Below are 23,837 nucleotides of genomic sequence, written 5' to 3' on the forward strand. Positions count from 1 at the left end.
GCTTACTTTCCTTGCGCCAGCGCCGCGGCGATCTGGTCCACGTTCTGCTGCATGGCCGTCAGGCCCGCGCTGCCCAGCAGATACCAATTGAAGCCGTTCAGGTAGACCACGCGCTGGTTCTTCCAGGCCTTGGTCGGACGCACCAGCTCGTTGTCCAGCATGCGCTGCGCCGACACGCCTTCGCGGCCGATGGCGGCGTCGCGGTCGATCACGAACAGCCAGTCGGGATCGGTCTGCGCGATGAACTCGAACGAGATCGCCTGGCCATGGTTGGACACGTTCAGGTTCGTCGCTGCGGGCTTGACGCCGAACGCGTCATGAATCACGCCGAAGCGGGAACCGGGACCATAGGCGCTCATCTTGCCGCCCGTCGTCAGCACGATCAGCGCGGTGCCGGCATCGGCGGCCTTGGTCTTCAGGGCCGAGATGGACGCGTCCAACGCATCCAGCTTTTCCTTGGCCTGCGGCTGCTTGCCGTAGATGGCGGCCAGCGTTTCGGTGTTGCGCTTCACGCTGCCGACCAGATCCTTGGCGTTGACGGTCAGGTCCACCGTGGGCGCCAGCTTGGCCAGCTCGTCGTACTTGGGCGCGGAACGACCAGCCACGAAGATGACCTGCGGCGCGGCCGCGTGGATGACTTCGTAGTTGGGCTCGAACATCGTGCCGGCCTTCAGGTAGCGCTGGTCGGCGAATTGGCTGAGCTGCGGCGGCAGCTTGGCGGCGCTGGGCACGCCCACCGGCTCTACGCCCAGCGCATGCATGGTGTCCAGCACGGCCAGGTCCAGCACCACGGTCTTGGACGGATTGGCCGGCACGGCGGTTTCGCCGCGCGCATGCTTGACCGGCACCGTGGACTGCGCGGCGCAAACCGCGGACGCGGCCCCCAGGATCAGGGCGGCGCCGGCACGGGCCGCCCATCGACATGCTTGCTTGGAATGCTTCATTCAAATCCTCTCTGTTTAGGGGCGCCCGAGGGCGCCCCGTCGTCATCAGAACTTCACGCCCACGCCCAGCCAGTAGCGGCGGCCGTCTTCGACATAGCCGAAGTCGTCGTAGGCGACCTGCTTGTCGAACAGGTTGTAGATGCCGGCATAGACCGACACGGTCTTGTTCACGGCGTACGATCCGCCCAGGTCCACGAAGGTGTAGGACGGCGCCACCAGCGCGTCCGAGGACGGACCGGTGGTGGGCTGGCTTTCGCGGCCACGGAAGTTCACGCGCGCCCAACCCTGCAGCGCATCGGACGGCTGCCAGTTCACGGTGGTGGTGAACAGGTGCTTGGGAAGCTGGTTCAGCGGCTCGCCCTTGTACTGGCCCGACTTCTGCTCGGACTTCGTGAAGGTATAGCTGCTGGTCAACGACCAGTCGGCGGACAGCGGCAGCTTCAGGCTGGCTTCCACGCCGCGCGACACGGCCTTGTCCACGTTCATGTACGTGGTGGGATTTGCGCCGAACTGGTTGGGGCCGTCCGTGCACTGCGTCAACGGGCAAGCCACGCGGGTGATCTTGTCCTTGAAGTCATTGTTGAACAGCGTCAGGCCGGCGTTGAAGCCTTCGCCATCGTCATAGATCAGGCCGATTTCCTGCGTCACCGACTTTTCGGGCGTCAGGTCCGGGTTGCCGTACATGTTGCCGCCGCGGCTGGTCTGGCCCCAGCCCGCCACGGTCTGGCGCAAGTCGGGCGCGCGGAAGCCCGTGGACACGCCGCCCTTCAGGGTCCAGCGTTCCGCCATGTGCCACACGCCGTACAGGCGCGGGCTGAAATGGCTGCCGAAGTTCTCGTCCTCGTCCATGCGCAGGCCGCCCGTGACCGCGAAGCTCTCTGTCAGACGCCATTCGTCTTCGGCGAACAGGGCCCATTGGTAGCGTTCGACCTTGTTGGGGCCGCCGGCAAGCTGGTTGCCGGTCTGGTCGTCCAGGCGCTGGTTGAGATAGCTGCCGCCCAGCGTCAGCATGTGCGAACCCAGCGGCAGGGACCACGAGGTCTGCAGGTCCAGGTTCTTGATCTTCATTTGCCGCGAGCGGTTGTCGAACTCTTCCTGCTGCACGTAGCTGTCGGACACGCCCCAGCCCCAGCGGCCGGTGTGCGACAACGCCCATTTGTTGCTGCGGTAGTCGGTTTCCGACGAGGCCGGGCAGCCTGTGCGCGCGCACGCCTCGCCCGGCGCCAGCGGCTGCACCGTCTTGCCCAGGGTGTCCTGGAACTTCTGGCGCATGGTCGTCGCTTCCAGCACAATGTCGTGGTCGCGGTTGGGCGTCAGCGCCAGCTTCGCGGTCACGCTTTCAGCATTGCGCTTGCGGTAGCCGTTGTAGATGTCGTCTTCATCACGCTGCGTGGCCTGGCCGTAGATCTGCAGGCCCAGCAGGTCGTTCTTGATCGGGCCAGCCAGGTAGAAATTGCCCTGGTAGATGTCGCCCGACTTGCTGCTTTCCTGGATCGTCGTATCCATGCGGATTTCGCCGTGCCATTCAGCGGGGACCTTGCGCGTGATGATGTTGATCACCCCGCCCATGGCGTCCGAGCCATACAGCGACGACATCGGACCGCGGACCACTTCGATGCGCTCGATGGCGGACAGCGGCGGCGTCCAGCCGCCTTCGACGCCCGTCGAATCCGAGTTCGTGCGCGTCTCGCGTGAGCTCTGGCGCTTGCCGTCGATGAGGATCAGCGTGTATTTCGGACCCATGCCGCGCAGGCTGATGTCCTGGCGGTCGCCGCCGCCGGTCACGATGACGCCGGGCACTTCCACCAGCGCGTCGTTCAGGTCGCGGTAGAACTTCTTGTCCAGGTCTTCACGCGTGATGACGCTGATCGAAGCGGGCGCGTCGCGTATCTCCTGCTCGAAGCCGCTTGCCGTCACCACCACGGTGTCCATCGTCCGCGTGGTGTCGGCCTGCTGCGCCCAGACCGCGGCGGGTCCCAGGCCAAAACCCGCTGCGCACAGGGCGGCGGCCAGTTGCGTGCGCGACGCGACGATGCGCTGGCCAGCGGCCAGTTCTTTCCTGCTCATGATTCCAACTTCTCCCGTCCCAGGCTCGCACCGCGCCCCACGCGCGGCACTGCACCGGCTTTCCACTTATTAATGAAAACCATTCTCATATTAGAATTGGGGCTGGCGGGAGCCGGCAACACGCTTTCCGCAACTTTTATCTTCTTTGCACTTCTTGACACTCCGGCGAACTGCGTTCGGCCAAACTGCCGAATGCACGACGCTCCCGACGCATGCCTTTCAATCACACAGCGGTAGCGCGCCGCATCCTGCTCATCGACGACGACGTCGAATTGGCGCAGATGCTGCGTGAATATCTGGGACCCAGTCACTGCCAGCTCACGCTGGCCCACACCGGCGCTCAGGGACAAGCCCTGCTGGCGCAGGACGATTTCGACCTGGTGCTGCTCGACCTGATGCTGCCCGACGGCAACGGACTGGACTTGCTCAAGCACTATCGGCAGCGGTCGCGCCGTCCCGTCATCATGTTCACCGCGCACGGCGGCGAGACCGACCGCGTGTTGGGCCTGGAATTCGGAGCCGACGATTATCTGGCCAAGCCCTTCAGCCCGCGCGAGCTCAAGGCCCGCATCACCGCGGTGATGCGCCGCTTCGAGGAAACCCCCGCCGCCGCCAGCCCTTGCTTGAACCTGGGTCCGCTGTCACTGGACCCCGCCACCGGCCGCGCCCGTTTCGGCGTGGACGAGGTCATGCTGACCGGCGCGGAGCAGCGCATCCTTGAGATCCTCATGCGCGCCCCCGGCCAGGTGATCGCTCGCGATCAGATCGGCCTGTACGCGCTGGGCCGCGCGCCGGACCGCTATGACCGCAGCATCGACACCCATATAAGCAGCCTGCGCAAGAAGCTGCGCCTGGACAACCAGGCCGACTCCCTGTCCATCCGCAACCTGCGCGGTCTGGGCTACGTGCTGGCCGGCGCCGCGTGATGGCCCGCCTGCCCACACGCTCGCTCTTCTGGCGAGCCTTCCTGACGTTCTGGGGCGCCATGGCCGTCATCCTGGTGTGCGGCATGATGCTGACCGCCGCGGTTGCCTGGTACCGCTTCAATTCGCTGGACGGACTGAATCCCGGCAACCTCACGCGCGACGCCACGCAGGTTGCGCGCACGCAAGGGCAAGACGGACTGGAACGCTGGGTCCGCGCCATGGATGACCATTATTCCGCGCTGAAGATCTACATCATGGATGCCCAGGACGCGGACATCCTGGGCAGGCGCCTGCCCACGCGTCTTCAGGACTGGCTCAGCGCGTACCGCGCGTCGCCGGACCGACCGCCGCAATCGGACTACGCCCCCGCCGACCCCGCAGGCGAGCGGGTCTCCTGGTGGGAGCCACAGGTGCTTACCCTGCCGGACGGCTCGGAACTGCTGATGCTCTTCCTGCCATTCGACTCGTCGCGCTGGGAAGTGCTGGCGCTGTCGCCGGTGGCGCTGGCCCTGCTGCTCTTTGCCCTTGCGGTAACCGCCCCCTTCTGCTGGGCCTTGACGCGCCACATCACCGCACCGCTGGCGCAACTGCGCGAGACCACGCATGCACTAGCCGCGGGTCGACTCGACACCCACACGCCGCCCCAGTTGGCAAAGCGCAAGGATGAACTCGGCCTGCTCGCCCGCGACTTCGACGCGATGGCGGTCCGGCTGAAGGCCCTGGTCGATACGCGCGAACAACTGCTGCACAACGTCGCACACGAACTGCGCTCCCCGCTGGCTCGCCTGCGGTTTGCGGCCGAACTGGCGCGTCGCAACGACGAAAGGCGCGACCTGCAGCTGGACCGCATCGAACGCGAATGCGAGCGTCTGGATGCGCTGGTGGGCAACACGCTGAGGCTTGCCCGAGTGGGCGCGATGCCCGTGCCCTCCGAAACGCTGGACGTGGCGGAAGTCGTGTCGGGCGTGGTGGACGACGCACGCTATGAAGCCGGCGGCCGAAACGTGCGCATCGACTGGGATACCCCGCCGCCCGTGCTGATTGCCGGCGACCGCGACAGCCTGGCCAGCGCCATCGAAAACGTGCTGCGCAACGCCCTGCGCTTCGCGCCGCCGAACAGCGTCATTCGCGTGCGCCTGTTGACCAGCGCCAGCGAAGCGAGCCTCGAGGTCGAAGACCGCGGCCCCGGCGTGGCCACGGACGAACTGGCATCGCTCTTCGAACCCTTCTATCGCACCGGCTCCGCCGGCGGCGGTTCAGGCAGCGGCGCGGGCCTGGGCCTATCCATCGCGCAGGCCGCGATCGCTGCGCACAAGGGCACGATATCGGCACGCAATGTGTCCCCGCAGGGACTGAGCGTGCGCATGGAGCTGCCGCTTATTTGCGGCGTGGATGCTTAGGGGAGATTGGTTGGCGGCGATGTGTAATCGCATCGTCCACGGTCTTCCTGCAACTTGAAAGAGCGCACGCGAACCCACAAATCGCCTGACGATGGACGCCCCCGTTCACGCGGCTGGAATCCAAACTAACCGTACCCAAGATTGGGTACAGGCTCGACCGCCGACTTGCTTCAAAATCTCCAGCACTGCGATGCAAATAGCCTTTCCTGCTGACCAAACGCGTACAGGGCTGGGAGATATCCATGAACTGGTTGTTATCCAAAGATGATCAGGGCAACGACATCGAGCCGTTGCGCAAGGCGCTCGCGCGCGCATTGGGCGCCGACGCCGCGGCATTTGCCGTGCTTCAGAAACCGGGTACGGTGATCGACGGAGAATTTGACGCCGCAATTCGCCGCTGGCAGGCCGGAATAGGCGCCATCTCGGACGGCATCATTGGACCGCGTTGCCAGTTGCTGCTGGGTCTCTCATCGCCCGTCCCGTTGCGTCTGGGCGCTGAACCGGTCAATGTTGGCACTGTCAGCCGCCTGTTTCCCGCCACCAAGCCGGCCAACATCGCTCGCTACTTGCCGTACATTGAAGCAGCGTTGGGTGCGGTAGGACTTACCGATCGTGCCATGGTGATAGGCGCGCTTGCGACCATTCGAGCCGAAACCGAGGGATTCGTGCCCATTGCCGAATTCAAGTCACGGTTCAATACCGTGCCTGGCGAAAGGCCGTTCGGTCGATACGACGGGCGAAACGGTCTGGGCAACAGCGCACCGGGCGATGGCGAGCGCTATAAAGGCCGCGGCTTTATCCAACTGACGGGCAAAGCCAACTACAAGAAGTACGGCGAAAAGTTAGGCATTGACCTGGTGAATTCGCCGGACAGAGCTAACGCGCCGGAAGTGGCCGCCCTGCTCCTGGCGTTGTTCTTGCTCGACAAGGCGCCGAAGTTCCGAGACGCGTTTCAAAGCGGCGATATGCCCGCAGCCCGACGGCTCATCAATGGTGGGACTCACGGGCTGGAAAATTTCCAGGATGTGTTCGAGCGCGCGGAAACCATCTGGCCAACGGCGGCGCCTCCTGTCGCCGGAACGCAGCGCCGTGCAGGTGCGACCCACGCAGAAGATCCCGCGCCACCGGCCATGCCTGCTACGCGCAACCTGCGCACGAAGAAGGACGCCGCCGACCTGCGAGACAGAATGTTCCAGCCTCAGGCCACGACATTGGCCGACGAATATCCCGCGCAGAGCGAAGTCGAAGCCTTTCTGCCAGCCTACACGGCCGCGGGATTGATATTGAATCAAGGACAGGAAGGCGCCTGCACCGGTTTTGGCCTTGCATGCGTCATCAACTACCTGCGATGGCTCAAGGCCAGACACCCGGCCAAGATGGAATCGGTAAGCCCGCGCATGCTGTACACGCTCGCACGCCGCCACGACGAGTACGAGGGCGAAAACTACGACGGGTCGAGCTGCCGGGGAGCGCTCAAGGGCTGGTTCAACAATGGCGTGTGCCTAGAGTCGTTCTGGCCGTACACGCCTCAGGCCTCGAACCCTGCACATTATGGATTCGCGGAAAATGCGGCGCAGCAAACGCTGGGTGTGTACTACCGTGTCGACACCAAGTCCATCGTCGACATGCAGGCCGCCATTGCGCAGCAAGGCGCGGTTTTCGTCTCCGCGTTTACGCACAACGGCTGGCAGTCATGGGAGACGCCCGAAAGGCGCTCACCGCACAAGGTCAGTCACGCCGGCCTGCCGCGCATCCCGTTTGACGGCCGCCCCTCTCAGACCGACGGCCATGCCTTTGCACTGGTCGGCTTCAACGCCCTGGGTTTTATCGTGCAGAACTCGTGGGGAACGGACTGGGGTGAAGGCGGGTTCGCCGTGCTGTCCTACCTGGACTGGCTGGCGAACGGCATGGACGCCTGGGTAATAGCCCTGGGAGTGCCGGGAGTGATCGCCGGGGGCCTGGAGGTCGGCAGCAGAGCCGGCCAGACCATGGCCGGCGCCGACCGCAGCAAGTGGTGGGACACCGGACTGGCTTATCGCCACAGCGTGGTGCTGGGCAATGACGGGCGGGTAAGCCGCTACCTGACCGAAGATGAGCAACCCCGCAAGTTGCAGCAGCAGGCCTACGCCCTGCCCGACGACTGGTTCCGCACGTTGAGCCCGGAAGCCCCCAAACGCTTGGTGCTATATGTGCACGGCGGTTTATGTAGCGAAGCCGATTCCATAAAACGCGTGAGCGCCCTGGGAAGATTCTTCATCGGAAATGGCTGCTATCCGCTGTTTCTGGTGTGGAAGACGGGCCTTATCGAGACACTCGGCAACATCATTTCTGAAAAGATGCGTTCGCAACCTGTGCTGATGGGTGGCTGGGAAGATGCCATTACCGACGCCACGGATTTGCTGGTGGAAAAGTCTATCGGTCGCCCCTTGGCGCGGCCTTTGTGGAGCGAAATGAAGGAGAACGCCATGCTGGCGTTCACGCCAAGGCATGGCGGCGATCTACTGCTGGATGCGCTGCAGTCGCTGGCCACAACCTGGGGCGACAAGTTCGAACTGCACCTGATTGGACACTCGGCGGGCGCCATCGCGCTGGGTCATCTTCTGCGCTCGCGAGAGCTCCGGCAGCGCGACGCCCAGGACGAGACCTTGGGTGGGCGCCTGGCCTCGGTCCATTTGTACGCCCCTGCCTGCAGCGTGGCCTTCGCCAACGCCCATTATGGCAACGTCATGCAACAGCTCCATCTGGAACTGCTTTCAGACCGGGTAGAACGTCGCGACAAGGTGACTCCGCTATATCGCAAGTCCTTGCTCTATTTCGTGTCAAACGCCCTGGAAGCCGACCTGCACACGCCGCTACTTGGCATGGAGCGCGTAATCAATACCGGCGATACCGGGTGGGATGGCACGTCGGATACGGGAGAAGTGCTACGTTCTTGGCGCACGGCCGCCAAGGATTTCGGTCTAGACACGCGAACCAGGTCGGTTACCGACGACAGCATTCAAGTGGCCACCGACGCCAATGGAAATCCGGTGGAAATGCCCGCCACCCATGGCAGCCTGGACAACAGCATTGACGTGATCAGCCGGACTTTGAAAAACATCACCGGCCGCGCCAATCTTGACATGAAGGTGGACGACCTGCGCGGCTATTGACGGCATGCCGCGTTATCGAGTGCTCCCCGGCCAGCTTGTGAACTGGCTCCATTGGCCGACGGCGCGTGTTGCGACGTCAACGGACCAAGCCCGAAAAAATCACTCCGAATCGGCCAGGATGGCTGCCGGCAGCCGATCCAGCACCCGCATCGCATTGGCGGTGGTGGCGTGGGCCACCTGTCCCGGGGTGATTCGGCGCAGTTCGGCCAGCACCTCGGCGATGCGGACCAGTTCGCCGGGACGGTTGCGGCGATTGGGGGGATGCAGCCATGCTGGGGGGATGTCGGGCGCATCGGTTTCAAGAACCAGGTGCTCCAGACCCACATCCACTGCGTGGCGGCGGATCTGCAAGGCGCGCTCGTACGTCATGGCGCCGCCCATTCCCAACGCGAAGCCGTGTTCGATGAACGCCTGCGCCTGCTGGGCGCTGCCGTTGAACGCATGCGCGATGCCTCCGATGCGCTCGTGGCGACGCAGGTACTTCAGCAGGATGTCCTGGGATTTGCGCACGTGCAGCAGCACGGGCAGCTTGAACTCGGCGGCCATTTCCAGTTGCGCGGCATAGAACCTTTCCTGGCGTTCGCGCGGCTCGCCAGAGGCGATCTCCGGCACGAAAAAGTCCAGGCCGATCTCGCCAATGGCAACGAAGCGCGGATCACCCAGCGATTCCCGGATCGCAGCGCGCAGCGCGTCCAAATCCGCATCCGCGGCGCGCTGCACGAACAGGGGATGGATGCCGAGCGCGTACGCGCCGCCGGAAATCTTGCCGGCCAGGTCGCGCACGACTGAAAAGTTGGCCCGCTCGACGGCGGGAATCACGATGGCCTGGACGCCGGCTTCGGCGGCGTGGTCCGCCACCGCTTCGCGGTCGGCGTCGAATTCTCCCGCGTCCAGATGGCAATGGGTGTCGATAAGCATGGGCGCGCCCTCCTGGTGCGGATTATCCGCCCGCGGCCCCGTGGTGGCCAGCGCCAGACGGGCGGCGCCGTTGTCGATGCCTATCCCGAGACCAGCCGGCCGCTTTCCATCAGCAACTGGCGATCTGCGCGGGCGGCAAGTTCGGGATCATGGGTGACGATCGCAAATGCCGTGCCCGACTCCTGGTTCACCCGCGTCAGCAGTTCAAACATATTGTGAGCGGTATGCCGGTCGAGGTTACCCGTGGGCTCGTCGGCCAGCACGCACACGGGACGCGTCACCAGCGCGCGCGCCAGGGCGACACGTTGCCGTTCTCCGCCGGACAACTGTCCAGGAAAGTGCCCTTCCCGCGCGGACAGTCCGACCATGCCAAGGACCTCGTGCGCGGCCTGCCGAGCCTTGTCGCGATTTTCGCGGCGCACGATCAGGGGCATCGCCACGTTGTCCAGGGCGGAAAATTCCGCCAGCAGATGGTGGAACTGGTAAACGAATCCAAGGCTGCGGTTGCGCACCGCGCTCTTTTTGGCCTCGGACAGGCCCACGGCGAGCTGTCCGTCGACGGACACCGAACCGCTTGTGGGGACGTCGAGGAGGCCCAGGATATGCAGCAAGGTGCTCTTGCCGGAACCCGATGCGCCCACGATGGCGACCATTTCGCCGCGGGCGACGGTCAGGCTGACGTTGCTGAGGACTTCGATGCGGGCCGGGCCCTCGTCATAGATTTTGACGATGTCGTTGGCCTCTAGCGCGGGCGTCGTTCCAACCCCGGGTTCTTGCGTCAGGGTATCAGTCATGGCGCAGCACCTGTGCGGGTTGCAGGCGCGAAGCGCGCCAGCTGGGATACAGCGTCGCCAGCAGTGACAGCACCAGCGACGTCACGCCGATCGTGACGATGTCGCCAACCTGGGGATCGGAAGGCAATGCGCTGATGAAATAGATCTCGCGCGGCAGGAAGTGCACGCCCAGCATGCGCTCGATGAAAGGCACGATCACATCGACGTTGTACGCGATGATCATGCCGCCCGCCACGCCCAGCAACGTGCCGATGACACCGATCAGCGCGCCTTGCACCAGGAAAATGCGGGCCACCTCGCCCGGGCCTGCGCCCAGCGTGCGCAGGATGGCGATGTCGGACTGTTTGTCCTTCACGGCCATGACCAGCGACGACAGCAGGTTGAACGCCGCCACCGCCACGATCAGCGCCAGGATCAGGAACATCATGCGCTTTTCGGTCTGCACCGCCGCGAACCACGTGCGGTTGTTGCGCGACCAGTCGCTGGCCATGACGTAAGGCGGCAGCACGTTCCGAAGCTCGGCCGCCACTTCGGGCGCCTTTTGCATGTCGGCAATGCGCAAACGCACGCCGGCAGTGCCGCTTTCGCGGAAGACCCGGGCAGCGTCTTCGTTGTCGACGAAAGCCAGCGAGGAGTCGTATTCGTAGTGACCCGACGAGAACACGCCCACCACGGTGAACTGGCGCATGCGCGGCGCAAATCCCGCGGGGCTGATCGAGCCCTGCGGCGCCATCATCAGCAGCGTATCGCCCACCTTGACGTTCATGCCGTCGGCCAGTTCGTTGCCCAGCACCACGCCGAAGCTGCCCGGCTTCAGATCGGAAAGCTTGCCCGACACCATCTGGCGCGGCAGGTCCGACACGTTGCCCTCGGTGGCCGGGTCAATGCCCCGCACCTGGACGCCGCGCAGCGCCTGGCCACGCACCAGCATGCCCTGGGCCGCCACGAATGGCGCGCCGGCCTTGACCTCGGGGTTCTTTTCCGCGGCGGTGGCGAACTGCTGCCACTGTTCCAGCACCCGTTCGGGCGACGCCCCCGGTATATAGAGTTCGATATGCGGCAGGACGGACAGCATGCGGTCCCGCACTTCCTTCTGGAAGCCGTTCATCACGGACAGCACCACGATCAGGGCAGCGACGCCCAGCGCGATGCCGGCCATGGAGCTGGCGGCGATGAAGGAGATGAAGCGATCGCGGCGCCCGCGTCGCTGGCGGATTCGGGCCAACCCGGCGTAACGGGCGCCTATCCAGAGTTCGTAGGGTATTTTCAGCACGTGCGCATTATTGCATTAACCGCCCGAGAATCGCCCCGCGGATGTGGGGATTCCAGACCAGGCGTGACAACGTATGGCAGTTCGCCCCGCCCCTAAGTTCCCCATGCCGCCGGGGACTACAATCGCGGCCATGCTGATCGTCATTCCGGGCGCCCTGCCCGCCCTACCCGTTGCCGCCGAACTGGCCAAGCTGCTGCCGGAGCGCGCGCCCACCCTGCATGGATGGCTGCAGGCCGCTTCGGCCCGGCCCCAGCCCTACGACCTGCGCGCGCACGGCTGCACGGCCTTTGAAGCCTGGCAGCTCGAACGCGCCGGATACACGCCCGAACCCGGTCTGCTGCTGAGCGCCGGGCTGGGCCCGCTGCTGGCCGGGCAGCCCGAAGAGGGACAGGACGTCTGGCTGGCCGAACTGATCCACCTGGCGCTAGGCGCCGATCAGGCCAATTTGCTGGATCCAGGGGCAATGGACCTGCGCGCCGAGGAAGCGGCCGCCCTGCTGGACACGGCGCGCCCGCTGTTCGAGGACACCGGGTTCGCCGTCGAGGCCCTGTCGCCGCAGCGCTGGCGCCTGCGCCTGCCCGATGGACTGCGTCCGCAGACCGCCAGCCCGACGGCCGTGGCGGGACAGCGCCTGAACGAATGGTGGCGCCAGGATGCGGAAACGCGCCCATGGCGACGACTGCTCAATGAAATACAGATGGCGTGGCATGAACACCCCGTCAACGACGCCCGCGCGGCGCGTGGCCTGCCCCCGGTCAACGCGCTTTGGCTCTATGGCGGCGGCAAGCCCTGGACTGCGGCGCCCGCCAGCCCGGCGCAGGTGCTGACCAGCCTGGACGCCCCGCAGCGCACCGGCGATTGGGCTGCCTGGCTGGACGCGCTGGCGCAACTCGATGCACAGCACCTGCGGCCGCTGGCCGGGCCCAAGGGCCTGCCCGCCATGCCCGTGGAAATGCTGCTGCTGGGCGACGATCGCAAAGTCGCCCTTGACCTGAAACCGCGCGGGGGCCTGCTCGGCTTGCTGCCCGCGCCCAAGAAGAACTGGAGCGCCTGGTGGTCTCACCCCGCTTAACCATCCGTCCGGCCGACCTGGCCGCTTGCCAAGTCCTCGAAGCCTCCGGCATTCATCCGCTGCTGGCCCGTCTGTGGGCCGCTCGTGGCGTGAACCATCCCGACCAGACCCGGCTCGCCTGGCCATCGCTGATTCCGCCCGCCGGCCTGACGCACTCGGCCCACGCCGCCGGCGTCCTGGCCGACGCCATCCAGGCCGGTAAAAAACTGCTCATCGTGGCGGACTACGACTGCGACGGCGCCACCGCCTGCGCCGTCGGCCTGCGCGCGCTGTCCGCCATGGGCGCGGACGTCGACTTCCTGGTCCCCAACCGCTTCGAGACCGGCTATGGCCTGTCGCCGGCGGTCGTGGAACTGGCGTGCCGACATCGGGCCGGCAAACCCGACATCATCATCACGGTGGACAACGGCATCGCCAGCGTCGACGGCGTGGCGGCCGCCAATGACGCCGGCATTGGGGTCGTCATCACCGACCACCATCTTCCGGGCGACACCCTGCCGGACGCCCTGGCCATCGTGAACCCCAACCAGCCGGGCTGCGGCTTTCCGTCCAAGAATCTGGCCGGCGTGGGCGTCATCTTCTACATGATGCTGGCGCTGCGCGCCGAACTGCGCCGCCGTGGCGTCTATGCGCCCGACGGCGGCCCGCGCCTGGACGCGCTGTCCGACTTGGTGGCCCTGGGCACGGTCGCCGACGTGGTCAAGCTGGACGCCAACAACCGCCTGCTGGTCACCCAAGGCCTGCAGCGCATGCGCAGCGGGCGCCTGCAACCCGGGCTGCGCGCGCTCTTCGCCGTCGCCGGCCGCGAGCCGCGCAGCGCCAATGGCTTCGACCTGGGCTTCGCGCTGGGCCCGCGCATCAACGCCGCCGGGCGCCTGGCCGACATGAGCCTGGGCATCGCGTGCCTGACCACCGACGACGAAGCGCAGGCGCTGGAAATGGCCCGCGAGCTGGACAACATCAATCGGGAACGGCGCACGATCGAGGCCGAAATGCGCGAACAGGCGCTGGCCGCAATGGAAGAACCCAATGCGTCCGCGGGCGCCACCGTTTGCGTCTTCGACCCCGGCTGGCACCAGGGTGTCGTCGGGCTGGTCGCCTCGCGGCTGAAGGAAAAATTCTGGCGTCCCACGCTGGCCTTTGCGCCCGCGGGCGACGACGAGATCCGCGGGTCGGGCCGCTCGATCCCCGACGTGCATCTGCGTGATGCCCTGGACCTGGTGTCCAAGCGTCACCCCAACCTGATCCGCAAGTTTGGCGGCCATGCCATGGCGGCCGGCCTGACGCTGGGCAAGTCCGATTTCCCGGCGTTCGCGCCCGCGTTCGACGCCGCCGTGCGCGAACTGACCGGCCGCGACACCTTCGAGCCCGTCATAGAAACGGACGGCTCGCTGGAATCCGGCTACGCCAACGCCGACGTGGCCGGCATGCTGCAGCAGCAGGTCTGGGGCGCGGGCTTTGCCGCCCCGCTGTTCCTGGACGAATTCGTCGTGCGCAACCAGCGGCTGGTCGGCGAAAAGCACCTGAAGCTGTCGCTGGAGCGCGGCCACCAGCGCTTCGACGCCATCTGGTTCGGCCACGACCAGTCGCTGCCGGAACGCATCCAGGCCGCCTACCGGCTTGAGCAGAACGTCTGGAACGGCATGGTGTCGGTGCAACTGGTCATCGAACACGCCGGCTGACCGCCGCCGGCGTTCCAGCGTCGGGATGTCTGACACACTGAATCTCAGGTGTCAGACACCCATCCTCACACTTACTTATTCACCAACTTCGCCGGCTGCGCCAGCGCGACCAGCGCGCCCACCACCAGGCAGCCCGCCAGCATGTACAGCCCCGTGTTGGTCGTGCCCGTCATGTCCTTCAGCCAGCCGACCAGGTAGGGACTCACGAAGCCCGCCAGGTTGCCAACCGAGTTGATCAGCGCGATGCCCGCTGCGGCGGCCGTGCCGCCCAGCAAGGCCGTGGGCAGGCTCCAGAACAGCGGCAGCACCGTGCAGATGCCGATGTTGGCCACGGTCAGCGCCAGGATGGCCAGCACCGTGTTGCCGCTCCAGACCGCCGAAAAGAACAGGCCCACGGCGCCGAACAGCGCCGGCAGCGCGACGTGCCAGCGGCGCTCGCGGTGACGGTCGGAATTGCGCGAGATCAGGATCATGCCGATCACGGCGAACAGGTTGGGGACGGCCGTCAACAGGCCGATCGCCAGCGGGCTTTGCACCCCGGTGCTCTTGATCAGCGTCGGCATCCAGAAGCCCACCCCATACAAGCCCATCACGAACGAAAAATAGATGAGCGCCATCGCCCACACACGCGGCTTGACCAGCGCGGCGCGGATCGGCGGATCCTCTTTCTGCTGCTCCTCTGCGGCGATATTGCGGATCAGCACGGCCTTTTCGTTGGCGGTCAGCCATTTGGCCTTGTTGATGCGGTCGTCCAGATAGATCAGCACCAGCACGCCGATCACCACCGAAGGAATGCCCTCCAGCAGGAACAGCCATTGCCAGCCCGACAGGCCATGATCGCCGTGGAAAGTCGCCATGATCCAGCCCGAGATCGGGCCGCCGATCAGCCCGGACATGGGCACCGCGGTCATGAAGAACGTGGTGATGCGGCCGCGCCGGGCTGCCGGGTACCAGTAGGTCAGGTACAGAATGATGCCGGGGAAAAAGCCCGCTTCGGCCGCGCCCAGCAGGAAGCGCAACAGATAGAACATGTGCACGCTGGTCACGAACATCATGCAGGCTGAAATGATGCCCCACGTGATCATGATCCGCGCAATCCAGATCCGCGCGCCCACCTTGTGCAGGATGATGTTGCTGGGAATCTCGAAAATGAAATAGCCGATGAAAAAGATGCCGGCGCCCAGCCCGTAGACGGTCTCGCTGAACTGCAGTTCCTGCAGCATCTGCAGCTTGGCGAACCCGACGTTCACGCGGTCCAGGTAAGCCACCACATAGCAAACCACCAGCAGCGGCACCAGTCGCCAGCCCACCTTGCGGTAGATCCGGTCCTCCTCGCTTGCGGGCAGCGCCGGCGAGACCCCGGGGGGCATCGTGTTTTCCATCTATGTCTCCATTCCTCTGACGGGATAGGCCGGCGGGTCGCCGGTGTCTTCGCGGTCCGCCGCCCGGGTGTGGGCAGTACGGCCGCCCCCCAGGCTAGAACCCCCTGGTTGACAAAAAACTGAACAACTTCGGATGAACCCTCGCGAACCGCCGGATTCCGACCCGTCCCCTACCTTGCGAAGCGCGCCCGCGAACTTGGCCCATCCACGGTAAAATGCCAGGTTTCGCACAAAAGTCATCAGGACAGGATCATCATGGAAGCCGAACGTCAGAACCAGCTCGCAGCCCGCCTCGCCGACTACGCGGAGCGCGAACAGGCTCTACGGAGGTATCTTTGACTACGATGCCAAAGCTGAACGCCTCCACGTCGTAAACGCCGAACTCGAAGACCCCGCCGTCTGGAACGACCCCAAGCACGCCCAGGATCTGGGTCGTGAAAAGAAGTCGCTCGAAGACGTGGTGGGCACGCTCACGGCCTTGGGCTCCGGCGTCGCCGACTCCCAGGAACTCTTCGAGCTGGCCGCGTCCGACGACGACAGCGCCACCCTCGAATCGATCGAACAGGACGCCGACGCGTTCCAGGAAAAGCTCGAAGCCCTGGAATTCCGCCGCATGTTCTCGAATCCGGCCGATCCCCTGAACTGCTTCCTGGACATCCAGGCGGGCGCGGGCGGCACGGAAGCGCAGGACTGGGCCTCGATGCTGCTGCGCCAGTACCTCAAGTACGCCGAACGCAAGGGATTCAAGGCCGAGATCCTTGAAGAATCCGACGGTGAAGTCGCGGGCATCAAGTCAGCCACGATCAAGATCGAAGGCGAGTACGCCTTTGGCTACCTGCGCACGGAAACCGGCGTGCATCGCCTGGTCCGCAAGAGCCCCTTCGATTCTTCCGGCGGCCGCCACACGTCGTTCGCCAGCGTCTTCGTGTACCCGGAAGTTGACGATTCGTTCGAAGTCGATGTGAATCCCGCCGACCTGCGCGTTGATACCTACCGCGCATCGGGCGCGGGCGGCCAGCACATCAACAAGACCGACTCCGCCGTGCGCCTGACCCACATTCCCACCGGAATCGTGGTCCAGTGCCAGAATGACCGCTCTCAGCACCGCAACCGCGCCGAAGCCATGCAGATGCTGAAGTCCAAGCTCTACGAACTGGAAATGCGCAACCGCATGGCCGAACAGCAGAAGCTGGAAGACTCCAAGACCGACGTGGGTTGGGGCCACCAGATCCGCTCCTACGTGCTGGACCAGAGCCGCATCAAGGACCTGCGCACGAACGTCGAAATCTCCAACACGCAGAAAGTGCTGGACGGCGACCTGGATCCCTTCATCCAGGCCAGCCTGAAGCAAAACGTCTAAATTCCGCGATTCTTCCCGCTCTACGCACCCAGAGGTCCACGAATGTCCGACACCATTGCAATTCTCACCGGCGCATCGCGCGGCATCGGCGCCGCCATGGCGCGCGGCCTGGTCAAACCCGGCACCCGCCTGATCACCCTGGCGCGCCGCGAAGACCCCGAGCTCGCCGCCCATGCGCGGTCGCAGGATGTGCAGCTGGAACAACTGTCCGTGGACCTCTCGGACCTGAAAGCGGCCGAATCCGCGGCCCAACGCATCTGCGCCGCGCTGCCGCGCGACGCCAAGCGCTATCTGCTGATCAACAACGCGGGCACCGTGCATCCCGTGGCGCGCACTGACGAACTCACCGACGGCGCGGCCATCACCGCGGCCTTCAACCTGAACGTCACCGCCGTCATGTTGCTGACGGCGCGATTCCTGGCAGCCGTGGCGGACATCAAAGCCGACCGCCGCGTCCTGAACATCTCCTCCGGCGCGGGCCGCAACCCGAACGCCGGCTGGGGCGTGTACTGCGCCACCAAGGCCGCGCTCGACATGCACGCGCGCGTGGTCAAGCAGGAACAAGGCGCCGACGGCGCCCGCATCGTCGCACTGGCCCCCGGCATCGTCGACACCGACATGCAGGCCGCCATCCGCGCCAGCGACCCCGACAGCTTCCCGGCGCTGGCCAAGTTCCAGGACTTCCACGCCACCGGCAAGCTGTCCTCGCCCGCCAACGTAGCCTCCCGCATCCTCGCCTACCTGGATCGCGAAGATTTCGGCACGACCGAAATCGACGACATCCGCAATTACGACTGATCCCCCGACCATGACCGACCACTCGACCACTCCGGCTCCCGCCCAGGATGAAAACCGCTTGATCGCCGAACGGCGCGCCAAGCTGGCCAAACTGCGCGAAACCGGGGTCGCGTACCCCAACGATTTCGTTCCGGACGCCCGCGCCGCCGACCTGCATGACAAGTACGACGGCCAGGAACAGGAAGCCCTGGCCGCTGCCGGCGTCACCGTCAAGGTCGCCGGCCGCATGATGCTCAAGCGCGTCATGGGCAAGGCCAGCTTCGCCACGCTGCAGGACAGCACCGGCCGCATCCAGCTCTACCTGGAACGCGGCACGCTGGGCGAAGACGTCTACGCCGCGTTCAAGCAATGGGACATCGGCGACATCATCGCGATCGAAGGGTCGGTCTTCAAGACGAACAAGGGCGAACTGTCGGTGCACGCCACCACGGCGCGCCTGCTGTCCAAGTCGCTGCGCCCCCTGCCCGACAAGTTCCACGGCGTGGCCGACCAGGAACTGCGCTACCGCCAGCGCTACGTCGACCTCATCATGACGGACGCCACGCGCCGCACTTTCGAAGCGCGCAGCAAGGCCGTCGGCAGCATCCGCCAGTTCATGCTGAATGCGGGCTTCCTCGAAGTCGAAACCCCCATGCTGCACCCCATCCCGGGCGGCGCGGCGGCCAAGCCCTTCGTCACGCACCACAACGCGCTGGACATGGAAATGTTCCTGCGCATCGCGCCCGAGCTCTACCTCAAGCGCCTCATCGTGGGCGGCTTCGAGCGCGTCTTCGAAGTCAACCGCAACTTCCGCAACGAAGGCGTCAGCCCGCGTCACAATCCCGAATTCACGATGATGGAGTTCTACGCAGCCTTCGCGGATTACCGCTGGCTGATGGACTTCACCGAAGAGCTGATCCGCCAGGCCGCCATTTCCGCCAGCGGCACCGCCGTCCTGACCTACCAGGAACGCGAGCTGGACCTGAGCAAGCCCTTCGACCGCCTGACCATCTGCGAAGCGATCCTCAAGTACGCGCCGGGCTACACCCAGGCGCAACTGGACGACGCGGCCTTCGTGCGCGCCGAACTGAAGAAGCTGGGCGCCGACGCCGACGGCCCCGTGCTGTCGCGCGCCGGCCTGGGCGCCCTGCAGCTCGCGCTCTTCGAAGAGACCGCCGAAGCCAAGCTCTGGAACCCCACCTACATCATCGACTATCCGGTGGAAGTCTCGCCCCTGGCGCGCGCCTCCGATACGCGCGAAGGCATCACCGAGCGCTTCGAACTCTTCATGACCGGCCGCGAGATCGCCAACGGCTTCTCCGAGCTCAACGACCCCGAAGACCAGGCCGAACGCTTCCGCTCGCAGGTCGAAGCCAAGGACGCCGGCGACGAAGAAGCCATGTTCTACGACGCGGACTACATCCGCGCGCTGGAATACGGCATGCCTCCGACGGGCGGCTGCGGCATCGGCATCGACCGCCTGGTCATGCTGCTGACCGACAGCCCCAGCATCCGCGACGTCATCCTCTTCCCGCACCTGCGCCGTGAAGACTAAGCCGCGGACGGCGTCATGATCTTCAAGATCCTGATGCTGCTGCTGGTCGTGGCGGGGCTGATCTACTGGATCAAACAGCCCCGCCGCGTCCTGCCCGGCGCGCCGTACCGGACCGTGCCGGCCCGGCGGCCGGCATTCATCGTGCTATGCGTCGCCACGGCCATCGCCCTGGTCGCGGCCATCCTGACCGCCGTGCTATGGATGGGCAGCGTCGCCGGCGGCGTCACGGGCGGCGGCTATCGCGGCGAAGCCGACTTCCTCCTGCCCGTCTCCGGTTCGCTGCTGGCAGTGTCCATCGCCTGCGCCGTGGGCGCGTTTCTCAAGCGCCGCGGCTAGACGCCAGCGCCGGGCTCAGCCCGCGTCGGCATGGCCGCTGGCCATGTCCCATACCTTCTGGGCGATCGGGTTCTTCTGTTCCTCGATGATGTGGGCCATCAGCCCCACCGACCGCCCGATCATCGTCAGCGCCTTGCCCAGTTCGGGCGTCAATCCCATATCGAGCACGATGGCCCCCTTGGCGCCCGTGGCGTTCAGCGGAATCTTGCGGCCCGACTGCCGGGCGGCGGCCGCGGCCAACTCCACGGCGAAACGCGAATAGTTGCCGTAATAGCCGCAGTCTTTGGCGATTTCGAACATCTTTTCGCAACGCGGGTCGCCGTCCACGTGGATGGGATGCCCTATTCCGGGGATCTTGCGCTTGGCCGCCTTGTTGGCTTTGACGCAATCCTCGGCATAGCCGTGTAGTTCCTCATCCGTATAGGTTTCCTGCACTGGCAAGGCATCGCGCAGGAAGCGCGCGGCGTACTCGATTACTCCCAAAAACCGGCTGCCCGCCCCCAGCAGGCCTGCGGCCAGAGCCCCCTGCATGGCCTCCGGCGCGCCATGCAGGGTCAGACGCGCCGACAACGCGCTGGGCGTCAACCCGTGATCCGTCGCGCTGACCAGGAACAGATTGAGCATGCGCTTGAGGTTGGGCGTGGGAAATTCACCCAGCAACTCCAGGGCCAATACGTCGATGAAGTCCCTGTTGAACAGGTCGTGAACCAGGTCATGACCCCGCACCAGGATGGAGTGGGCGTCGCCGCCGCCGATCTTGCTGTCGAACATCTGCTATCTCCGTGATTGTTATTCCGACCCGCTATTCGATGACCGCGTCCAACGCCACCACCCCTAGTCCGGCATCCAGCACCACCAGCGGGTTCACCTCCAGCGACTGCACGCCATCGCCCAGCGCGGAAAACAGGGCCGCGATACGCCGCACCGCGTCTACCAGAGCCGCCCGATCCCGCGGCGCCAGGCCGCGATGACCGGCAAGCCGCCGCGAGATGCGCGTCTTGTCCAGCGCCTCTTCGATCCGCGCGCGGCTGGCGGGCAGATGGCAACGCACCACGTCCGCATCCACTTCCACCCACACGCCGCCAGCGCCCACGCTCAACACCGGCCCGAAGACCGCGTCCCGGTGCACCCCTACCAGCATCTCCACGCCATCCACCACCATTTCGGACACCAGCACACCGCGGATGGCATGCGCCGGCACCCCATGCCGCGTGGCGTTCGCCAGAATGCGCTCAAATGCCTCGCGCACCTCGTCCTCGTTCCGCAACCGCAGTTGCACGCCGCCGATATCGCTTTTGTGCAGTACGCCGCCCGCCACCAGCTTGAGGGCAACGGGAAACCCGATCTGGCGGGCCGCCGCGGCTGCTTCCTGTGCGGTGCCCGCCTGAGCCTCCGCAGGCGCACGCACGCCGAACTGCGCCAGCAGCGCCTTTGCCTGCGCCTCGTTGCACGGCAGCGCAACAGCGGGCGCCGCACGCGGCAGCCCCTCGGGCGGCGCTTCGGGCGTGTCTTCGGCTGGCAACGCCGCATACGCGCTGACGCGCCTGAGCGCATGCATCGCGTTGCGCAGGCTGTAGACGGGTGCAAACCCCTCCTGGATCAGCAGATCGTGGGCGGGCCCTCGGCGGCTGCTCATCCAGACGGGCACGAACGCCTTCCCGCCGCCTTTCGCGACATCAAGCATGTTGCGCACCAGGCCTTCCGTGCTGGCCGAATAGTTGGACGTGATCGGATAGAGCACGGCATCGACGCCCGGGTCGGCGAAGAGCGGGGCAAGGCAACGCCTGGCCAGTTCGGGATCGACCAGCGCCTTGGTGGTCAAATCAACCGGATTGGTCAGCGCCGCATAGGCGGGCGCGTGACGCGCCATCTCGGCCACGGTCTCGTCGGCCAGATGCGCCATGGCAAGCCCGGCCTCTCCGACCTTGTCGGCCGACAGCACGCCCGCGCCGCCCGATGACGAATACACGCAGATGCGACGCAGGCTGCGAACGCCAACACGCGATATCAGGCCGGCCACATCCAACATCTCGTCCAGGTCTTCCACGCGGATGACGCCGTACTGGGAAAACACCGCGTCGTTTACCGCGTCTTCGCCGGCCAACGACGCCGTATGCGATTGCGCCGCCTTCTTGCCGAACTCCGAACGCCCGATCTTCAGCGCGATCAGCGGCTTGCCCGCCTGGCGCGCGGCAGCCGCGGCCGCAATGAACCGGGTGCCGCTTCCGATGCCTTCCAGCACCGTGCAGATCAGGTCAGTGCCGGGATCGTGCGCAAGCCAGTTAATGAAGTCCGCGCTATCCAGGTCGAGCTCGTTGCCGGTGGAGAACCAGCGAGAAAAGCACACGCCTCGCTCGTTGCCTTGCATGAGCGAACGCCCCAGGCCGCCTCCCTGCGTGACCAGGCCGATGCGCGACAGCTTGCCGGTCCGCCCGTCGTTGCGGAATTCGGTGGAGAAAGTCAGTCCTAAACGTGGCGCCAGCATCGTCATGCCAGCGCAGTTCGGACCATAAAGGCGCATGCCGGCGCTGCGGGCCACGGCCAGCATGTCCGCCTCGACCGTGCGGCCGGCGTCGCCAAGTTCCGCGAAGCCGCCCGTGAACACGATGACGTAGCGCACACCCTGCCGCGCGCACGCGCGCAGCGTATCCACCGCCGCCTCGGCAGGCACCAGCAGCAGCGCCACGTCGATGCCCTGGACCGGCAGGTCCGCGACGCTGGGATGCAAGGCCTTGCCGAACAGTTCGCCGCCCTTTGGATTGACCAGGTAGACCTCGCCATCAAAGTCCGAGTGCTGCAGCACATTGACGACGGTCGTGTGACCCAGGGTGCCGGGCGTGCTCGACGCACCCACAATCATCACCGACCGAGGACGCGTCAGCGCCACGAGATCGTCGAAGCGGACGTTGGGGTCGAACGAAGACGCGCTTGTGCTCATGCCGCCACCTCTCTGCGTTTCATCAGCGTCGTCCATTCCGACTCGGCCACGACATCGCCGTTCTGGTTCTTCACGGTGCGCAACATCGTCACGCGGCCGGCGTCATGGAGCGACTGCGAGGGCGCCTTGTCGCCGATGCGCAGCACGACGTGCAAGGTGTCGCCGATGAATACGGGCTTGCGCCATTGGCAGCGCAGTTCGGTCAGGGCCAGCCGGGTTCCGTCCATCAGACGGTACACCGGCATGCGCGTAGTCAATCCCGACGCGATGGCCAAGGTCAGCAAGCCGTGGGCGGCGCGCTGGCCAAACGGATGCCCGGCAGCGAACACGGCGTCCGTGTGCAGGGCGTTGTAGTCGCCGGACAGTCCGGCGAACTGCACCACGTCGGCTTCGGTCACGGTGCGGCGTGGACTTTCCCACGACTGCCCCGACTCCAGGTCCTCGAAATACAGGCGCCGGCCCAGGTGTTCGTCCAGATCGAATGGGATGCTCATGCGTAACGCCCTCCGGTCACGTGCACGGTCTCGCCCGTGGTGAAGCCAGCCAGCCGCGACGCCAGGAAGGCAACGGTCGCAGCCACGTCGGCGGGATCCCCCAGCCGCCCAACCGGCGTGTTGGACTTTGCGCGCTCGGTCAGTTCGTCGAAGTCGGGGCGCTGCTGCATGCGGGGCGTGGAAATGACGCCGGGCGCCACGGCGTTGGCCGTGATGCCGAACTTGCCCGACTCCAACGCCAGCGAACGGGTAAAGCCGATCAGCCCGGCCTTGGCCGCCGAATAGTTGGTCTGCCCCGGGTTTCCCAGATGGGCGCGCGACGCGATATTGATGACTCGGCCGAATCGATGTTCCATCATCAGCGGCAACACCGCTCGCGAGCAATGGAATGCGCCCAGCAGCGTCACATCCAGCACGGCGTGCCAGTCTTCCTCCGACATCTTGGTCAGATAGCGGTCGCGGGCAAAACCCGCGTTGTTGACCAGGATGTCCACCTTGCCCCACCGGTCAGCCGCCTGTTGCACGGCCTGGCCGACGTCGTCCTTGTTCGTCACGTCGGCGCGCACGCCCATGATCTCGCCGCCCAGGCCGGACAACGCACTGCGCGCGGATTCGATCGCCTCCTCGTTGGCGTCGCACACCACGACATTGCACCCCTCTTGCAGGAAGCGCCTGGCCATCGCCATGCCCAGCGTGCCCGCGCCGCCCGTGATGAATGCCGTACAACCGTTCAGTTCCAGATCCATGTTGCCATTTCCATTCGAGTT

Annotated in this window: 19 protein-coding genes; 9 read left to right on the top strand and 10 right to left on the bottom strand. The window is 65.6% G+C overall.

Annotated elements, in window-relative coordinates; genetic code table 11:
- Nucleotides 1–2 precede the first annotated feature (2 nt).
- Nucleotides 3–944 (bottom strand): siderophore ABC transporter substrate-binding protein, encoded by a 942-nt coding sequence (locus tag RT614_RS15580; RefSeq protein WP_313623030.1) that lies wholly within the window; start codon nucleotides 942–944, stop codon nucleotides 3–5.
- A 45-nt stretch (nucleotides 945–989) separates the two neighbouring features.
- Nucleotides 990–3,011 carry a ligand-gated channel protein gene (locus RT614_RS15585; RefSeq protein WP_313623031.1) on the bottom strand — a complete coding sequence of 674 codons (2,022 nt, stop codon included), beginning with the start codon at nucleotides 3,009–3,011 and terminating at the stop codon, nucleotides 990–992.
- 212 nt (nucleotides 3,012–3,223) lie between these two features.
- Here RT614_RS15585 and RT614_RS15590 point away from each other — a divergent pair, with 212 nt between their 5' ends.
- The 3 genes from RT614_RS15590 to RT614_RS15600 all read left to right on the top strand — a co-directional run bounded on the left by RT614_RS15590 (nucleotide 3,224) and on the right by RT614_RS15600 (nucleotide 8,489).
- A complete protein-coding gene (locus RT614_RS15590; protein ID WP_313623032.1) occupies nucleotides 3,224–3,937 on the top strand; it encodes a response regulator transcription factor in 714 nt (237 codons plus the stop codon).
- Complete coding sequence (locus tag RT614_RS15595; RefSeq protein WP_313623033.1) at nucleotides 3,937–5,337, top strand: ATP-binding protein; 1,401 nt, start codon at nucleotides 3,937–3,939, stop codon at nucleotides 5,335–5,337. Before RT614_RS15590 ends, RT614_RS15595 begins: the two co-directional genes overlap by 1 nt.
- A gap of 242 nt (nucleotides 5,338–5,579) precedes the next feature.
- Nucleotides 5,580–8,489, top strand: coding sequence for a C1 family peptidase (locus tag RT614_RS15600; protein WP_313623034.1), 2,910 nt, complete (start codon nucleotides 5,580–5,582; stop codon nucleotides 8,487–8,489).
- A gap of 99 nt (nucleotides 8,490–8,588) precedes the next feature.
- Here the strand turns inward: RT614_RS15600 and RT614_RS15605 are convergent, their stop codons facing one another.
- The 3 genes from RT614_RS15605 to RT614_RS15615 all read right to left on the bottom strand — a co-directional run bounded on the left by RT614_RS15605 (nucleotide 8,589) and on the right by RT614_RS15615 (nucleotide 11,426).
- Nucleotides 8,589–9,407, bottom strand: coding sequence for a TatD family hydrolase (locus RT614_RS15605; protein ID WP_313623035.1), 819 nt, complete (start codon nucleotides 9,405–9,407; stop codon nucleotides 8,589–8,591).
- 80 nt (nucleotides 9,408–9,487) lie between these two features.
- Nucleotides 9,488–10,201: an ABC transporter ATP-binding protein gene (locus RT614_RS15610; protein WP_313623036.1), complete on the bottom strand. Its 714-nt coding sequence runs from the start codon at nucleotides 10,199–10,201 to the stop codon at nucleotides 9,488–9,490.
- Nucleotides 10,194–11,426 (bottom strand): lipoprotein-releasing ABC transporter permease subunit, encoded by a 1,233-nt coding sequence (locus tag RT614_RS15615; protein WP_313623225.1) that lies wholly within the window; start codon nucleotides 11,424–11,426, stop codon nucleotides 10,194–10,196. Before RT614_RS15615 ends, RT614_RS15610 begins: the two co-directional genes overlap by 8 nt.
- Before the next feature lie 178 nt (nucleotides 11,427–11,604).
- Here RT614_RS15615 and RT614_RS15620 point away from each other — a divergent pair, with 178 nt between their 5' ends.
- Together RT614_RS15620 and recJ are read left to right on the top strand one after the other, a co-directional pair.
- Nucleotides 11,605–12,546, top strand: coding sequence for a hypothetical protein (locus RT614_RS15620; protein ID WP_313623037.1), 942 nt, complete (start codon nucleotides 11,605–11,607; stop codon nucleotides 12,544–12,546).
- A complete protein-coding gene (gene recJ / locus RT614_RS15625; protein ID WP_313623038.1) occupies nucleotides 12,528–14,228 on the top strand; it encodes a single-stranded-DNA-specific exonuclease RecJ in 1,701 nt (566 codons plus the stop codon). Before RT614_RS15620 ends, recJ begins: the two co-directional genes overlap by 19 nt.
- A gap of 71 nt (nucleotides 14,229–14,299) precedes the next feature.
- On the opposite strand, the gene RT614_RS15630 is transcribed toward recJ, so the two are convergent.
- Nucleotides 14,300–15,610 carry an MFS transporter gene (locus RT614_RS15630; protein WP_409558480.1) on the bottom strand — a complete coding sequence of 437 codons (1,311 nt, stop codon included), beginning with the start codon at nucleotides 15,608–15,610 and terminating at the stop codon, nucleotides 14,300–14,302.
- 255 nt (nucleotides 15,611–15,865) lie between these two features.
- Here RT614_RS15630 and prfB point away from each other — a divergent pair.
- The 4 genes from prfB to RT614_RS15650 all read left to right on the top strand — a co-directional run bounded on the left by prfB (nucleotide 15,866) and on the right by RT614_RS15650 (nucleotide 19,638).
- A protein-coding gene (gene prfB / locus RT614_RS15635; RefSeq protein WP_313623039.1) for a peptide chain release factor 2 occupies nucleotides 15,866–16,970 on the top strand; the annotation gives its coding sequence in 2 pieces (ribosomal slippage) (nucleotides 15,866–15,946 and nucleotides 15,948–16,970; 1,104 coding nt in all).
- A gap of 42 nt (nucleotides 16,971–17,012) precedes the next feature.
- Nucleotides 17,013–17,768 (top strand): SDR family oxidoreductase, encoded by a 756-nt coding sequence (locus RT614_RS15640; protein WP_313623040.1) that lies wholly within the window; start codon nucleotides 17,013–17,015, stop codon nucleotides 17,766–17,768.
- Between the two features lie 10 nt (nucleotides 17,769–17,778).
- Nucleotides 17,779–19,302 carry a lysine--tRNA ligase gene (gene lysS / locus RT614_RS15645; RefSeq protein ID WP_313623041.1) on the top strand — a complete coding sequence of 508 codons (1,524 nt, stop codon included), beginning with the start codon at nucleotides 17,779–17,781 and terminating at the stop codon, nucleotides 19,300–19,302.
- Nucleotides 19,303–19,317: 15 nt separating this feature from the next.
- Entirely contained in the window at nucleotides 19,318–19,638 is a 321-nt protein-coding gene (locus RT614_RS15650) for a preprotein translocase subunit TatB (RefSeq protein WP_313623042.1), read from the top strand.
- 15 nt (nucleotides 19,639–19,653) lie between these two features.
- On the opposite strand, the gene RT614_RS15655 is transcribed toward RT614_RS15650, so the two are convergent.
- Genes RT614_RS15655 through fabG form a run of 4 tightly spaced genes read right to left on the bottom strand, consistent with a single transcriptional unit; the run spans nucleotide 19,654 to nucleotide 23,816 of the window.
- A complete protein-coding gene (locus tag RT614_RS15655; RefSeq protein WP_313623043.1) occupies nucleotides 19,654–20,409 on the bottom strand; it encodes a citryl-CoA lyase in 756 nt (251 codons plus the stop codon).
- 31 nt (nucleotides 20,410–20,440) lie between these two features.
- Complete coding sequence (locus RT614_RS15660; protein WP_313623044.1) at nucleotides 20,441–22,576, bottom strand: acetate--CoA ligase family protein; 2,136 nt, start codon at nucleotides 22,574–22,576, stop codon at nucleotides 20,441–20,443.
- Nucleotides 22,573–23,070: a MaoC/PaaZ C-terminal domain-containing protein gene (locus tag RT614_RS15665; RefSeq protein ID WP_313623045.1), complete on the bottom strand. Its 498-nt coding sequence runs from the start codon at nucleotides 23,068–23,070 to the stop codon at nucleotides 22,573–22,575. The genes RT614_RS15660 and RT614_RS15665 overlap by 4 nt, the downstream gene beginning before the upstream one ends.
- Complete coding sequence (gene fabG / locus RT614_RS15670; protein WP_313623046.1) at nucleotides 23,067–23,816, bottom strand: 3-oxoacyl-ACP reductase FabG; 750 nt, start codon at nucleotides 23,814–23,816, stop codon at nucleotides 23,067–23,069. Before fabG ends, RT614_RS15665 begins: the two co-directional genes overlap by 4 nt.
- Nucleotides 23,817–23,837 lie beyond the last annotated feature (21 nt).

Source organism: Achromobacter sp. (assembly GCF_032102605.1).
Taxonomy (GTDB): Bacteria; Pseudomonadota; Gammaproteobacteria; order Burkholderiales; family Burkholderiaceae_B; genus Achromobacter.